The organism is Streptomyces typhae (genome assembly GCF_009755605.1).
GTDB classification, from domain to species: Bacteria; Actinomycetota; Actinomycetes; order Streptomycetales; family Streptomycetaceae; genus Streptomyces; species Streptomyces typhae.
The window spans coordinates 176,306-190,653 of the sequence record NZ_WPNZ01000006.1; the positions used below are offsets into that span (position 1 = coordinate 176,306).

General features: G+C 72.8%; 13 protein-coding genes. 6 read left to right on the forward strand and 7 right to left on the reverse strand.

The window, feature by feature from the left end; all coding sequences use genetic code 11:
- Nucleotides 1–314: 314 nt before the first annotated feature.
- From GPA10_RS12995 to GPA10_RS13005, 3 genes are all read left to right on the forward strand, one after another.
- A complete protein-coding gene (locus GPA10_RS12995) occupies nt 315–1,070 on the forward strand; it encodes a chitinase (protein WP_157165656.1) in 756 nt (251 codons plus the stop codon).
- 360 nt (nt 1,071–1,430) lie between these two features.
- Entirely contained in the window at nt 1,431–1,832 is a 402-nt protein-coding gene (locus GPA10_RS41690; protein ID WP_484600345.1) for a luciferase domain-containing protein, read from the forward strand.
- A gap of 237 nt (nt 1,833–2,069) precedes the next feature.
- Nucleotides 2,070–2,297 (forward strand): hypothetical protein, encoded by a 228-nt coding sequence (locus GPA10_RS13005; protein ID WP_241844976.1) that lies wholly within the window; start codon nt 2,070–2,072, stop codon nt 2,295–2,297.
- A gap of 1 nt (nt 2,298) precedes the next feature.
- On the opposite strand, the gene GPA10_RS13010 is transcribed toward GPA10_RS13005, so the two are convergent.
- The 6 genes from GPA10_RS13010 to GPA10_RS13035 form a co-directional block, all read right to left on the reverse strand.
- Complete coding sequence (locus GPA10_RS13010) at nt 2,299–3,204, reverse strand: glycoside hydrolase family 16 protein (protein WP_058847757.1); 906 nt, start codon at nt 3,202–3,204, stop codon at nt 2,299–2,301.
- A 552-nt stretch (nt 3,205–3,756) separates the two neighbouring features.
- Nucleotides 3,757–4,623, reverse strand: coding sequence for a dioxygenase family protein (locus GPA10_RS13015; protein ID WP_079086305.1), 867 nt, complete (start codon nt 4,621–4,623; stop codon nt 3,757–3,759).
- 40 nt (nt 4,624–4,663) lie between these two features.
- Nucleotides 4,664–5,638, reverse strand: coding sequence for a helix-turn-helix transcriptional regulator (locus GPA10_RS13020; protein ID WP_157165657.1), 975 nt, complete (start codon nt 5,636–5,638; stop codon nt 4,664–4,666).
- Nucleotides 5,639–6,158: 520 nt separating this feature from the next.
- On the reverse strand, nt 6,159–6,611 hold the full coding sequence (locus GPA10_RS13025; protein WP_063803550.1) for an NUDIX domain-containing protein: 453 nt from the start codon (nt 6,609–6,611) through the stop codon (nt 6,159–6,161).
- A 692-nt stretch (nt 6,612–7,303) separates the two neighbouring features.
- Nucleotides 7,304–7,987 carry a helix-turn-helix transcriptional regulator gene (locus GPA10_RS13030; RefSeq protein ID WP_058847755.1) on the reverse strand — a complete coding sequence of 228 codons (684 nt, stop codon included), beginning with the start codon at nt 7,985–7,987 and terminating at the stop codon, nt 7,304–7,306.
- A gap of 318 nt (nt 7,988–8,305) precedes the next feature.
- A complete protein-coding gene (locus GPA10_RS13035; protein ID WP_157165803.1) occupies nt 8,306–8,866 on the reverse strand; it encodes a TetR/AcrR family transcriptional regulator in 561 nt (186 codons plus the stop codon).
- 195 nt (nt 8,867–9,061) lie between these two features.
- Between GPA10_RS13035 and GPA10_RS13040 the strand changes: the two genes are divergently transcribed.
- Together GPA10_RS13040 and GPA10_RS13045 are read left to right on the forward strand one after the other, a co-directional pair.
- Entirely contained in the window at nt 9,062–9,964 is a 903-nt protein-coding gene (locus GPA10_RS13040; protein ID WP_343040800.1) for an NAD(P)-dependent oxidoreductase, read from the forward strand.
- Nucleotides 9,965–10,201: 237 nt separating this feature from the next.
- Nucleotides 10,202–11,755, forward strand: a complete 1,554-nt coding sequence (locus tag GPA10_RS13045; RefSeq protein ID WP_157165659.1) for a bifunctional phosphatase PAP2/diacylglycerol kinase family protein — start codon at nt 10,202–10,204, stop codon at nt 11,753–11,755.
- Between the two features lie 22 nt (nt 11,756–11,777).
- On the opposite strand, the gene GPA10_RS13050 is transcribed toward GPA10_RS13045, so the two are convergent.
- Complete coding sequence (locus tag GPA10_RS13050) at nt 11,778–13,394, reverse strand: aminotransferase-like domain-containing protein (RefSeq protein ID WP_425505737.1); 1,617 nt, start codon at nt 13,392–13,394, stop codon at nt 11,778–11,780.
- 238 nt (nt 13,395–13,632) lie between these two features.
- Between GPA10_RS13050 and GPA10_RS13055 the strand changes: the two genes are divergently transcribed.
- Nucleotides 13,633–14,232 (forward strand): LysE family translocator, encoded by a 600-nt coding sequence (locus GPA10_RS13055; RefSeq protein ID WP_157165660.1) that lies wholly within the window; start codon nt 13,633–13,635, stop codon nt 14,230–14,232.
- Nucleotides 14,233–14,348 lie beyond the last annotated feature (116 nt).

Here is a 14,348-nt window from a genome sequence, read left to right on the forward strand (position 1 = left end):
CGCTCTCCGGCGGCGCACTCCCCTCGGCGCACGCCACCACGCACGTCACCCTGTACCTCGCCCCGTACATCACCCCGCACCTCGCCCCGTACGTCACAACACCCGTCGCAGCGGACTCCGTTCGACACTCTTGACGCGAACACGGCGATCGGTATGGTCTAGTCCAACGAAGCGGAATCTCATTGGCCGGCGGGCACAGGCGTGCCCACACCCACCGTCCGGCCCCTCACGGCCCGCGTCTCCGGCGCGCGGACCGCCCCCCCACCCAGCACCTCGCACCGCCGATTCCTCGGCGTCCCCCCATGGAGTGAGCCATGCGATCTCGCGTACTCGGCCTTGTGACCGCCGCCGTTTCCACGGCCGCGCTGCTGACCCTCGCCGCACCGGCGTCGGCAGAGAAGGCGGCGAAGTCCGAAAGCCCGGCCACGACGGCGTCCGGGAAGGCAGCCGCGGCCTTCGTCGTCAGTGAGTCCCAGTTCAACCAGATGTTCCCGAACCGGAATTCGTTCTACACGTACGGCGGCCTCATGGCGGCGCTCGGCGCGTACCCCGGCTTCGCCCAGACGGGCAGCGACACCGTGCGCAAGCAGGAGGCCGCGGCCTTCCTCGCCAACGTCAGCCACGAGACCGGCGGCCTGGTCCACGTCGTGGAGCAGAACACCGCGAACTACCCGCACTACTGCGACCGGACCCAGCCCTACGGCTGCCCCGCGGGACACGACAAGTACTACGGCCGCGGCCCGATCCAGCTGAGCTGGAACTTCAACTACAAGGCCGCGGGCGACGCCCTGGGCATCGACCTGCTGAACAACCCCGACCTGGTGCAGAAGGACTCGGCCGTCGCCTGGAAGACCGGCCTGTGGTACTGGAACACCCAGAAGGGCCCCGGCACCATGACGCCGCACGACGCCATGGTCGACGGCCGCGGCTTCGGCGAGACCATCCGCTCCATCAACGGCAGCCTGGAGTGCAACGGCGGCAATCCGGGCCAGGTGCAGAGCCGCATCGACAAGTACAAGCAGTTCACGCAGGCGCTCGGTGTCACCCCGGGCAACAATCTGAGCTGCTGACGGGGCGCGCGGCTCGGGACGCACGCCCCCGCGGCCCGCGGGCCGGTCTCTGTAACCTGCCTCACCTGCGCACCTCCGCGCTTCACGGAGGCCTCGCGGAGACCTCACGACAGGGCGTGTCCTCGTGGGGAGCGGGGTGGCCTGGCAGATCGTCATTTGAGATGGTGTGGCCAAAACCGGGTTCGGCATCAATCGACACGTGAACAGGGGTAGTTGGACGGGTGAAATCCGCGCGACGATGGCCCCATGACCGCGGCACAACGCGCCATGACCGCACTTGCGTCGTGGCCGAACCTGGTAAGCGGCGCCCCTCGGTGCGCTGTCGGACGCTCCTTCGGCATCGCCGGGGCGCCCGAAACCATGGCTTACGAACTCGTCCACTTCCACTCCGAGGCCGCGGCCGACGTGTGCCTGACGCGGGCGACCGTCGACCGGCTGCGCCCGCAGCTGGCCGACAGCACGGCGATCCGCATGCGCCCCGGCGCCTCCTGGATCACCGTGCTGCTCGACTGCGACGTCGACGTGGCGCTTCTGCTCACGCTCGTCAGCGTCGGGCTCAAGGCCCACGACGACGCCTGCGCGGCGGCGCTCAGGGCGGGCCGGGGCGGCACGTTCGCCCAGCGCCCGGCCCCGCCCTGCGACTGGGAACCGGCCGCCCTGCGCCGCCCGGTACCCAAGATCCCGGCGCCCGCCGGACCACCCGCCGTGGAGCGCCGCGGCTTCCTCGCCGCGGTCGGGCGGCTGATCCCGCACGGCCACTGAAAGTGGGCCGGGGCCTCGCCCCCGGCCCACGGACGGAGCATCGACTTCACGCCATCCGGCCCGCCCACGCCGTCGCGTCCGCCTCCGGTGCGACGGTTCCCGAGTCACCGGACCGGGTGATTCCCCGTTCGTATGATCACCGGTGACCTTTTGATCTGCTCGGCTGTTGGCCACGGAGAGCGCCGTGCCGCACTCGGCTGTAGAGCACTCGTCGGAGCGAGGATCAAGGAGCGGGCGATGAAGAGCAGTTGGAAACGTCAGACCATCCGTACGGCGCTGGCGGCGGCGGTGTGCGCGGTGCCGTTCACCCTGTCCGCCGGCGCCGCGCACGCCGACGAGACCCACCACAGCGGCTCGCACACCGGTCCGGTCGTGGCTCTGATCAACACCGGCCAGATCGACGACCCGCTGGAGGACGTCCTGGAGCACACCCTCCTCTTCGGCGACGGATACCGCTGGGGCTGAGTCACTTCCAGCCGTACGCGTACGCCGCGACCCAGGTGACCTCCAACTGCGCGCTGCTGCCCGGCGCGGCCGTCGGGCCCTCCAGGGCGCTCTCGTTCTGCAGGACCCAGGACAGGGGCCGGTTCGGCACGTCGCGCGTGTCGTGGCCGACCTGACGCCCGTCGACGAAGAAGCGGACCTGCCCGGGAGTCCACTCCGTCGACACCGTGTGCCACTCGGTCCAGTCGTCGGCGCCGTGGTACGAGCCCTGCTCACCACCGCCGCACGGATGGTGGAAGGCGCTGAGGGAGCCCGTCCACTCGCCCTCCGGATGGTCCATCTCGCAGCCGCCGCCGTAGTGCAGCCAGGCCGACTTGTAGCCGGGCGAGGCATCGGTGACCTTGATGCGCGCGCTGTACTTGCCGTACTTCATCTGCATCACGGCACGCGGTACGACGGCCGCCGCGTGCACGGGCCCGCCGTCGTCGGGCCGCCACATCCGTATGCGCATCCGGCCGTCGCCGTTCGCCGCAGGCCCGACGCTCACCGTGTCCTCCGGGTGGTAGACGCCCACCACGGAACGGCCGCGGTCGCCCGCGGTGTCGGGCCATCCGGTCGGATACGCCCACCAGTGGTCGCGGTACGCACCGCGCAGCCCGGCGCAGTACGCGGCGGACGTGTCGACGTGGTGGTCGCAGTCGCTGAACGAGCCGAGCGGCACCCGGTCACCGTCGAAGTCCTCGGCGAGGACCTGCCAGAACGGGCCGCAGTCACCACGCGGCAGAGCCGTGTCCGCGGTGCGGCAGGCATCGGCCGGGCGCGGGGCCCCGTCGGCCCGCGGGATGCCGAGCAGCGCCCCCAGCAGGGTCGCGCCGAGGGCGGCGAACAGTGTGGGTCTGCGGGTGCGTGGAGCCGCGTGTGTGCCCATCGCGGTGTCTTCCTCCCGTCCGACGGTGGTGCGGCGCCGTGCGCCGCCGCAGGACTCGGCATCCTCGCCGTACGGGAGAGGTGATCGCCATTCCCCTGCGTCTCTCACCTTCACGGGTGACTCCACATGGGCCCCGGCCGCCCGGGATCACCGCAGCCGGCTCCGGGGCCCCGGCACCTTCCACGAGCCCACTGCCCACGCCCTGCGCCGGAACGCGGACCCCGGGCTCGAAACCAGGCGGTGAGGCGGCACGGCAGCTGCGGGCCGCCCCACCGCCTGGTTCACGACCTGCACGCACGACGTCGCGGATCCGCCCGTCTTCCCCCACCTCGGCGAGATCGCGGCGCCGTGCGTGCCGGCCCTGGGCGAGCACGACCAGCCGGAAGGCGGCGCGACCGATGAGGACATGGCCGCTCGCCTCCCGGACCGCCGTCTCGTCCGGCTTGCCGGCTCCGGCGGACGCGGCGGTCCGGGTACGTCCGTCCGGACCGCCGCTCCGCCCCGGGGCGCCGGGTCAGTGGTCGCTGCGCGGTGGAGTCGGTGCGGGCGGGTTCAGACCGCGCGCCACAGCGACGCCGCCGACGACGGCTCCCAGCCCTGCTGGGCCGTGTGGGCCTGGAGGCAGACGTAGGAGACGCCGCCGTAGGTGACCCGGTCACCGACGTTGTAGCCGGTGCCCGCGGCCCAGGTGGTGCCGCCCGGCGGCTGGGTCGGGGGGTCGGTCGGGCCGGGGGTCTGCGGCACGTTCAGGACGAAGTCGAAGACGGCTTCCTTGGTGTTGCCGATGTCCCGTACGTTCATGAGCAGCCGCGGGTCGAACAGCGAGTCGGTGTTGTTGCGGGGCTCGTTCGGGAAGTAGAGCTGCGTGGTGAGGATCGGGCGTCCCGGCGCCTGGACCTTGACGTGCAGGTGGCGGGTGCGGCCCGGGTAGAGGCCGGGGAAGATCGTGGTGAGCTTGAACGCGCCGTTGGCGTCGGTGTACTGGTGCCCGCGCATCTTGAAGCCGACGTTGTCGTAGTTGCCGCGCGTGTCGGCCTGCCAGAAGTCGAGCAGCACCTTCGGGATCGGCTTGCAGGCGCGGCCGAAGACGTAGCCGGACACGGTGAGCCGGGTGCCCGTCGTGCCGGACTCGATGAGCGAGGCGCGCTGCGGGGAGTTCGGCTTGAAGTAGGGGCCCTCCATCTGCGGCGGCGTCGGGTCGTCGCCGTCGTCGCACTCCGGGGTGAGCTCCGGTTCCTGGCCGGTCTCGACGTTGGTGCGGGCCAGGGCCGGCACGCCGATCATCGCCACCGGTACCGCGGCGCCGACGGCCAGGGCGGCCCGGAGCACCGTTTTGCGGCTCGGACCCCTGCGGGTGTCCTCGGCCGACGGGTCGGCGGGTTCCGTGCCGTGACCGTTGACGTTCGTGTCGCCGTCCATCGCTCCTCCTGGGTGCGGGGGGTGGGGATCGGCTAAGAAGCTATGCGGCGGGCCCGGGGTGAGCGATGGACGCAATGCGGTGGTCGTGGTGAATATCGCCACCGCCGCGACGGAAGTCGCCGGGGGTCGTCCCGGTCTCGCGCCGGAAGAAGCGGCAGAAGTACGCGGGGTCGTTGAACCCCACCCGGTCCGCTATCTGACGCACGGTCAACTCCGTGCAGGCAAGCAGCCGTTTGGCCTCGTGCACGCGGGCCTCGCGGAGCAGCTCGCCGGGGGTGCGGCCCATCGCGGACTTCACCGCCTCGTTCAGATAGCTCACCGACACCCCCAGGTGTCCGGCGCACTCGCGCACCGACCACGACAGCGTCTGAGGTGTGCTCACCAGGGCCACGAACCGGGTCGCCATCGACGCGGGGCGGGCGACGGACCCGGGCACCTGCGCGGCCTTGCGGAGCAGCCGCCCCGGCGCCGGCAGACGGGCCGCGCGCACCACGAGGATGTGGAGCAGCGCCCGCAGGACGCCGCCGAAGCCCTCCGCCCCGGTGCGGTACTCGTGGTCCATCTCGGAGACGAGCCGCGCCGCCCAGGCCGCTTCCCGGTCCGGCAGCTCCAGCCAGGGCCTGCGGCCGAGGCGGCGCAACAGCGAGCGGTCGGTGGGGTGTTCCAGCAGGAAGTCGTCCGTGAACACGATGACGCAGCCCTCCAGGCCCCTGACCCCGTCCCAGTAGTGCACCTGCCCCGGCGCGATGAAGCACAGATGGGGCGGGCGCAGGGTGAACCGGTTCATGTCGACGACATGGCTGCCGGTGCCCCCGGTGACGTACACGATCTCGTGGAACGTGTGCCGGTGCGGAAAGGAGGCCCGGGACATCGGGCCGATGGTGTCGAAGGTGCCGATGGCGAAGGGCAGCGTGTTGGGCATGGGCACCTCGAGGCGGTGGATCGGCAGTCCTCCCGAGCCCGCTTCACTGCCGTTCCTCTTGTTCGTACCGGGCATGACCGTCGTCCCGCGCATGCGTAGGCTCCCCTCGCCGATCCCGTTCACGGCGCGCCACCGATCGGGCGGGCACCGTCACCGGTTGTCAGGTCCAGACCATTTGATGGCTCAACGATGGCATGGAAGCGGAAGCCCACCTATGGGTTCTTTGGCCAAGTTGGGCGGTGCATGAGGCCACCGGCGGGGCGGTGAGCGGCCGACGGTTCGTCCTGTCGACAGGATCCCGCCGTTTGGCATATGCGAAGGACACGTACCGGAGTTGATGACCACGGAGTCCGCCGGCGCCGCCTGCCGACCGGACGAACCGGGCGCGGGACAGGCGCGCGGGACAGGCGCGGGACAGGCGCGGTACGGCTGCCGCTCGACAGCGGGGAGCCGCCGCCCGATACGGGCGGCGGCTCCTGGGTGTCGTGCGCGGGCGGCCTCGGGACAGGGACCGGTCGGCTCGGATCTCTCCCGTGCTTCTCGTTCGTCACCTCTGTCGTGGCCGCACACGCACTTCGCTCATCCGGTCATGCGGGACGAGCGGTCAAGCTGTTCACACCTCCACTTCGAGGCACACCAGCCGCTTGTCCTTCCTGGCGGTGAGAGCGGCGTCCCACATGGGCTTGACGAAGGGAGGAATGAGCGACGCGTCGATCCGCTCCGGGGACGCGAAGCGGTACTCCCCCGCGCCGTCCTCCCGCAGGGTGATCGCCTGCCGCTGTTCGGCACTGATCTCCCCGGCATCGAAGATGTAGTAGACACGCGGCATCCAGCCGTCGGAGTCGACCCAGGCGACCACGAGCAGGTCCCCCATCTCGACGTCCAGACCGAGTTCCGCCTGAATCTCCCGGGCGCAGGCGGCGCTCGGGCTCTCCCCCGCCTCGACATGCCCCCCGGGCAGATTCCAGTAGGCCGTGTACATCGGGTTCACCATCAGTACATCGCCGTGCTCATCGGCGATGATGGCCCCTGCCGAGGCGGCGAGGGACGTAGCAGTAGCATCCATGGCATCTTCCTGAATTAGCCCCGTCTTGAGGTGAGCACGGCTCATCAGGATCGGGCGGCTCGGCGAGCGGGGTCCCCACCCCCGCCCAGTGGGAACGAGCACGGGCGTCGCTCGCTCCCCCCAGCGCCGTCGTCCTCCCGATCGAGGCGCCCCCGCGCCTCGAAGAGGACTCCGGCCACTGTCTTTCCATGGGCCGCACCACCAAGGAGCGCGCGGTGCCGAAAAATGTCGCCACCTCTAGCCTCGCTCCTCCCCGCCCCGTCGCGGCCCTGTTGCGCGGGCCGCGACGGTCCTGGCATCACCTGACGAAACGCTCGTTCCATTCGCAGGGGCCGACCAATCCCCGGGAACACCTCGGCAGCCGGGCGGGCGAGCCCGTCTCTGCTGTGGCACGGCAGTCTCACCGACCGGGGTCTGAGCAGGACCGATGACTGCATGCCGAGTGTCCCCCGCCCCCACGCGGGAACCCGCCAACAGGTCATACGGACGAATGGAACATCCGGGCAGGTTAACGTTCCGCCGTCAGAGTCGACCTGCCCCCCGGCTCTGGCGTGAGACAGATCCTGATGCACTATCACAGGCGGTGTCAACGATTGAGAACGACGCATGTCATGGGCATAGGGTGCGAATGAACCCACGGACGGCCCGGATCAGCCCCTTTCATGCACCACAACGCGCGTAGCGCACCACTCTCACGAGCGGTCCCGACCCCCCTCGCGGGCCTCTCCTGATTGCTTTCCCTGGATCACCTTGACCAGCTCGTCGAGAGCCGGCAGGAGGTCCCGCAGAGTGTCGATCTGCGCCACGTCGGCCGTGCCGCTCAAGGCGGCCGAGGGCGCCCCCAGTTCCTGGAGCACCGCCCGCGTCGCCAGCTTCGGCAGATCCTCGTTGACCAGCCGGCGCAGATACGCGATCAGGGCCGCGCCCTCGGTGCGGGAACAGAAGCCCTCCGGGACCCGGAAGAAGACTTCCAGGCGGGCCGCGTGGTCGTGGTTGGCGCCGCGCTCCCCGTTGAGCAGGTTCGACACGTGTTGCGCGGAGATGCCCGTCGCACGCGAGATCTCCCTCAGCCCGTACGGCTCCCTGCCCGCGAACGTCTCCTTGAGCCGGGTCCGCTGCAAGAAGCGCAGCCGCTCCTTGAACAGGGCCTTGCGGAAGAGTTCGCGCGCGTTCTTCTCCCGCGGCTCCTCCTCCGGGGGTTCGCCCGCGAGCAGTCCGCGTACGCGTTCGGGCTCGATGCCGGTCGCGAGAGAGATGAGGCCGACGTCCAGCAGGCGGGCGCGCGAGGTGCCGAGCCGGACGGCGTAGGCGTCGACGTCGTCGAGGAGACGGGCGATCTCGTGTCCGGGCGCCGGTTGGTGGTCGGCTGGGTTCACCTGAAGATCTCCATGGGCCACGGAACTCGTTGGGCGCCCGTAGGGTATCCGCCAGGACCGTCCCCGGCCAGCGTCGTCCTCAATCGTTGACACAGACCCGTCCGTACAGTGTTCGGATTCCGGTCGTGCCGGGGCGAACTCACGCTCCGTCAGCACATGGTGTCAAGGCGCGGCGCCCGCCGGTCCGTTGGGCGGCGCCGGAGCCCGGACACCTCCGGGCGGCGCGGCCGAGCCCTCGCCCCCCTCAACCTGCCGCCACCCCTGCGCAGGTCACCGGGCACACGTCCACAGGCGCCACCCACGCCCGCCGGGGGCCGCTCAGCGGCGCTCCACCGCCGCGTCCAGGAGCGGCCCGAGCTCGTGCGCCACCACCGTCAGGGCGCGGGTGTCCCGTTCGGCGCGGGCGATCAGGAGGGCGCCCTCCACCGCGCCCATCATCAGCGTCGCGAGCGCGTCGGCGCGGGCGGACGGCACGCCCATGTCCGTGAGCGCCCGGGACACCGGCGCGGCCCAGGCGGCGAACGCCGCCGCCGCGGCCGTCCGGGCGGCCTCGCCGGCGTCCGCGCAGTCGACCACCGCCGCCGCCACCGGGCAGCCGGCCGTGGCCCCCTGCGCCGCGAACTCGTCCGTCCACTGACGCACCATCGCGGCGAACAGGGCGCTCGGCTTCGGCTCGGGCAGCCCCGCGACGAAACGCCCGACGCGCCGCGCCGCGTACCGGCCCGCCCACTCCACGGCCTCGGCGACCAACTCCTCCTTGCCGCCGGGGAAGTAGTGCTGGAGCGAGCCGCGCGGCGCCCGCGCGTGTGCCGCGACGTCCCGCATGCCGGTGGCACCGACCCCGCCCCTGCGGATCAACTGGGCCGCGCTGAAGACCATCCGCTCCCGCGGCCCGCGCCCCGGCACCTCACCTGCCGCCGCCACGTCGCGGCCTCCTCCCTGCGGCGCACGCGGTGCGCGCCCGTGCGGACCCCTGTGCCGCGCGCCGCCCTCACCGCTACTATGACACTCGTCATAATCGCGGAGTCGACGGCCCGGTGGAACGGCCGCGGCCGCGCGGGACGGGGGTGCGTGGTGGACGTGGGGTTCGTGGGTCTGGGCGTCATGGGGCAGCCGATGGCTCTCCGCCTCGCGCGCTCCGGCGCCGGGTTGACGGTCTGGAACCGCACCGCGGCCCGGTGCGATCCGCTGCGCGCGGCCGGGGCGCGGCAGGCCGCGAGCGTCGACGAAGTGTTCGCGGCGGCCCCCGTGGTCGTCCTGATGCTGGCCGACGGCGCCGCGATCGACGCCGCGACCGGCCGGGGCACGCCCGCCTTCGCGACGCGCGTGGCGGGGCGCACGGTCGTCCACATGGGGACGACGTCCCCCGGCTACTCGCGCGGCCTCGGGGCCGACGTACGGGCGGCGGGCGGGGCCTATGTGGAGGCGCCGGTGTCGGGGTCGCGGGTGCCCGCCGAGACGGGGCGCCTGGTGGGGATGGTGGCGGGCGACGCGGCCGACGTGGCCCGGGTGCGGCCCCTCGTGGACGTCATGTGCCGGGAGACGTTCCTGTGCGGCGAGGTGCCGGGGGCGCTCCTGATGAAGCTCGCGGTGAACCTGTTCCTGATCACCACGGTCACCGGGCTCGCGGAGTCCTTCCACTTCGCCGAGCGCCAGGGCCTGGACACGAAGCTGTTCCTGGACGTGCTCGACGCGGGTCCGATGGCGAGCGACGTCTCCCGGATGAAGGCGCCCAAGCTGCTGTCCGGCGACTTCGCCGTCCAGGCCGCGGCGCTCGACGTCCTCATGAACAACCGGCTCGTCACGGAGGCGGCACGGGCCTCGGGCGTGGCCTCGCCGCTCCTCGACGTGTGCCACGCCCTGTTCGCCGACACCGTGCGCCTCGGCCACGGCGGCCTGGACATGGTGGCGGTCCTGCGGGCCGTCGAGGCCCGCACCGACGCGCTCGGCCGGGCGGGGCGGGAACCCGACGCGTGACCCGGCGACGGCGTGCCGCCCCGCGGCACGGGCACCCCACGCTCGACGCCGCGGACCGGGCGACCCTGAACGGCCTCCTGGAGCGCGTCTTCACGGCGCGGCCCGCCGACGGGGCACTGAACCCGCCGGGACCGGTGGGTGACGTCCCGGTTCACGGTCGAGGCGCTTCGGCCGCGAACCGGGAGGACCCGGCTCCCCGGGGCACATCGGAGGCGGGCGTACGCGTATAACGGGGGCATGAGCGATCACTCCCCCGGGGCCCCCGGAAACCTCCGGCGCCTGCTGCGCACGCTGGATCACACCGCGTTCGACAAGGTCGCGTCCCGCTCGTGGCCGGGCGCCGAACCCGTGCTGCCCCGGCTGAGCCGGAGCGCCAACCACGGACTGCTGTGGTTCGGCATCGCCGCGGGCATGTGGGCGGTCGGCGGCACCCGGGAGCGGCGGGCCGCCGTGCGCGGCGCGGCCTCGCTGGCCCTGGCCTCGGCGACCGTCAACACCCTCGGCAAGCGGGCGGTGCGGCGCTCGCGTCCGGCGCTCGACACGGTGCCGGTGATACGGCATCTGGCGCGCCAGCCGGTGACCAGTTCGTTCCCGTCCGGGCACGCCGCGTCCGCCGTGGCGTTCACGGTGGGCGCCGCCCTGGAGTCGCGCCGCTGGGGCACCGCGATCGCGCCCGTCGCCGCGTCGGTCGCCTTCTCGCGCGTCTACACGGGAGTGCACTATCCGAGCGATGTCCTGGTCGGCGCGAGCCTCGGCGCCGGTGCCGCCTTCGCCGTACGCGGACTCGTCCCCTCACGTTCGCAGCTGCCGCCCCCGGCCCGGCCCCGGGTCGACGCCCCCGCGCTGCCCGAGGGCGAGGGCCTGTACGTGGTCGTCAACCCCTCATCCGGCGCGCAGCCGCAACTCGCCGACCCCGTGCGGCAGTTGAAGATCGCCCTGCCGCGCGCCGAAGTGATCATCTATGAGCCCGACGCGGGGCCGCTGCCCGACGTGATCGCGGAGGCGGCGCGCGACGCGGCCCGCTGCGGCGGCGTCCTCGGCATCTGCGGCGGCGACGGCACCGTCAACGCGGCCGTGGAGCCCGCCCTGGAGTACGACGTGCCGCTGCTCGTGCTGCCCGGCGGCACCTTCAACCACTTCGCGGCCGACCTCGGCGCGGAGACCGTCACCGAGGCCTGCGCGGCCGTCGCGCGCGGCACCGCCGTCCGCGTGGACGTCGGCCGGGTCTCGCCGGTGGCCACGCCCCTCGCCCCCGCGCCCGCGGACGCGCGGCCCGCCTACTTCCTCAACACCTTCAGCCTCGGCTCCTATCCGGAACTCGTCCGGCTGCGGGAGCACTGGTCGCCGCGGATCGGCGGACCGGCCGCCACCCTGCTGTCCGTCGGCCGCGTCCTGCGTACGAGCGAGCCCTTGCGCGCCGTCGTGAACGGCCGGCGCCGCGCGATGTGGCTGCTGTTCGCGGGCAACGGCGCCTACCGCAACGTGGGCATCGCCCCGGTGCGCAGGCACGACCTCGCCGACGGCCTGCTCGACGTGCGGATCGCCCACGGCGGTCGCTTCGCCCGCACCCGCCTGCTCGCCACCGCCCTGGCCGGCGGGCTCGCCAGGACCCGCCTGTACGCGTCGGCGCACTCCCGGCGCCTCGTCGTGACGGGCCTGCCCGAGGGGACGCAGATGGCGTACGACGGTGAGGTGCGGGACGCGCCCACGGCGCTGCGCGTCGACAAGCTCCTGGAGGCGCTGACGGTGTACCGGCCGCTGGAGGAGCGGCCGACGCTGGACCACCGGTGAGCCCGGCCCCGCGGCGGCCCGGTCAGCGGAGCAGGTCGCCGAGGACGGCCACTCCCTCCCGTGCCGCCGTGGGGGTGCTCGCCGCGTAGCCGAGGACGAGTCCGGGCAGCCCCGGCCGCTGGGTGTGCCAGGACAGCGGCTGCACCTTGACGCCGCGCTCCAGCGCCGCCGCGGCCAGGGCGGTGTCGTCACGGCCGGGCGGCAGTGTCACCATCAGGTGCAGGCCCGCGGCGGCTCCGTGGACGACCGCATCCGGCATCGACTCCGCGATGGCCGCGATCATGGCGTCGCGCCGGGCGCGGTGGCGTCGGCGCAGGAACCGCAGGTGCCGTTCGAGGGCGCCGGACTCCATCAGCCGGGCCAGGACGAGCTGGGGCAGCGCCGCGTTGCCGAGGTCGGCGAAGCGTTTGGCGTCGACCAGCGCGTCGCGGTACCGGCGGGGCGCGAGGAGCCAGCCCACCCGGAGCGCCGGCGCGAGCAGCTTGGACACGCTGCCCGCGTAGGCCACGTGGTCGCTGAGGGTGGCGCGCAGCGCGGGCACCGGCGGCCGGTCGTAGCGGTGTTCGGCGTCGTAGTCGTCCTCGATGATCAGGCCGCCGGCCCGCGCCCAGTCGCCCAGTTCGCGGCGCCGTGCGCCGTCGAGGACCACTCCGGTCGGAAACTGGTGGGCGGGGGTGAGCAGCGCGACGCGGGCACCCGTGGCGCGCAGCGCGTCGACGCGGACGCCCCGCGCGTCGACGGGCACGGGCGGCGCGTCGAGGCCGGAGTTGTGCAGATGCTGCCGGATGCCCAGGGAACAGGGGTCCTCCAAGGCGACACGGGTGACCCCTTCGTCCCTGAGCACCAGGGCGAGCAGCCCGAGGGCCTGGGCGGTGCCCGCGACGACGAGGACCTCGTCGGGGTCGGCGGCGATCCCTCGGTTCAGGGCGAGCCAGCGCGCGACGGCGCGGCGCAGGGCCGGGGTGCCCCGCGGGTCCCCGTACCCGAAGTCCGCGGGTTCGAGCCCGGCGAGCACCGTCCGCTCCGCCCGCAGCCAGGCGGTGCGCGGGAACGAGGCGAGGTCGGGGAGGCCCGGCGAGAGGTCGATGCGGGCGGGGGCGGCCCGCAGCGCGTCGAAGACACCCGTGCCGGGCGGGACGGCGAAGAGGGCGGCCGGGGGCGGCAGTTCGCCGGGGGTGCTGGGTGCGGGGGGTGTGCCGGGGGCTTCGGGTGGGCCTGAGGTGCGGTGTTCGGCGGCTGCGTGAGGTCCTGTGGGTTCGGCGTATGCGGCTCGCGCGGTGGGTCCGGCGGGCGCGGCGGATGCGGCGGATGCGGCGGACACGCCTGGGGTGCCGGGCGTAGCGGGAGTGCCGGGCACACCGGACGCGCCGGGCACACCGGACGCAGCAGGTGCAGCAGGTGCAGCAGGCACACCGGATGCACCGGATGCACCGGATGCAGCAGGTGCTGTGTGTGCGGTGGCGCGGATCTGGATCTGTTCGCGGAACGACGCGACATGCGTCGGGGGCGTCGCCTGGACGATCGTTCCGGCCCTGCCGCGCCCGGCGACGTGGCCGTCCTCGGTCAGGCGCCGATAGGCCTCCGTCACCACACCGCGTGACACGCCGAGTTCGCCCGCCAGGACGCGCGTCGCGGGCAGCCTGCTCCCCGCGGGCAGCAGCCCCTCGGCGACCGCGCGCCGGATCTCCCGCGCCAGCCAGTCCGACAGGCCGCCCCGGGGGGCCTCGGCGGGGTTCAGCTGAAGGAAGTCGGACGCGGCCACGGCCCCCTTCCCCGCCAGCCCTGGGCGCGTTTCCGGTCCGGGACGCGTTATGGACCGGTCGGAAAGAGATCCATTGGACCTGTTCATGGAACCATTGTGGCGCCAGAGTCAAGGCATGGAGTTCCTGCTGACCTCGTTCGTGCTCACCGTGACGCCGGGAACCGGAGTGCTGTTCACCGTCGCCGCCGGGCTCTCGCGGGGCACCCGCGCCGGAGTGGTAGCGGCGGTGGGCTGCAGCATCGGCATCGTCCCGCACATGCTGGCCGCGATCACCGGACTCGCCGCGCTCCTGCACGCCGGCGCGGTCGCGTTCCAGACGCTCAAGTACCTGGGCGTGGCGTACCTCCTCTTCATGGCGTGGAGGACGCTGCGCGACAAGAGCGCCCTGGTGGCAGAGGAGGACGGTCCGCCACGCTCGGCCGGTGACGTGATCCTGTCGGCGGTGCTGATCAATCTGCTCAACCCGAAGCTGACACTGTTCTTCTTCGCGTTCCTGCCGCAGTTCGTCGACCAGGGCGACCCCCACGCCCCTCTGCGCATGACCGAACTCAGCGTGTACTTCATGCTGATGACCCTGGGCGTGTTCATCCTCTACGGGGTGTTCGCGGCGGCCGTACGCGACCACGTCGTCGGCAGGCCCCGGGTTCTGGCCTGGCTGCGGCGCGTCTTCGCGGGCGCGTTCGCCGCGCTCGGCGCGAAACTCGCCCTCCTCTGACGACGCCTCTCACTTCACCTGTTCACTGCCCCCGCGCACCCCGCGTCCGCCTCCTCTTCCACCACCGGCCCCAGTGTCTCCATCGATTCCATTGATCTCATCGACCCCCCGGCCCC

Bases quoted from the DNA above. Each gene is read 5' to 3' on its own strand.
- GPA10_RS13045 (WP_157165659.1), top strand. From the start codon at position 10,202: ATGAGCGATCACTCCCCCGGGGCCCCCGGAAACCTCCGGCGCCTGCTG.
- GPA10_RS13035 (WP_157165803.1), bottom strand. From the start codon at position 8,866: ATGGTCTTCAGCGCGGCCCAGTTGATCCGCAGGGGCGGGGTCGGTGCC.
- GPA10_RS13010 (WP_058847757.1), bottom strand. From the start codon at position 3,204: ATGGGCACACACGCGGCTCCACGCACCCGCAGACCCACACTGTTCGCC.
- GPA10_RS13020 (WP_157165657.1), bottom strand. From the start codon at position 5,638: ATGCGCGGGACGACGGTCATGCCCGGTACGAACAAGAGGAACGGCAGT.
- GPA10_RS12995 (WP_157165656.1), top strand. From the start codon at position 315: ATGCGATCTCGCGTACTCGGCCTTGTGACCGCCGCCGTTTCCACGGCC.
- GPA10_RS41690 (WP_484600345.1), top strand. From the start codon at position 1,431: ATGGCTTACGAACTCGTCCACTTCCACTCCGAGGCCGCGGCCGACGTG.
- GPA10_RS13015 (WP_079086305.1), bottom strand. From the start codon at position 4,623: ATGGACGGCGACACGAACGTCAACGGTCACGGCACGGAACCCGCCGAC.
- GPA10_RS13025 (WP_063803550.1), bottom strand. From the start codon at position 6,611: ATGGATGCTACTGCTACGTCCCTCGCCGCCTCGGCAGGGGCCATCATC.
- GPA10_RS13005 (WP_241844976.1), top strand. From the start codon at position 2,070: ATGAAGAGCAGTTGGAAACGTCAGACCATCCGTACGGCGCTGGCGGCG.
- GPA10_RS13055 (WP_157165660.1), top strand. From the start codon at position 13,633: ATGGAGTTCCTGCTGACCTCGTTCGTGCTCACCGTGACGCCGGGAACC.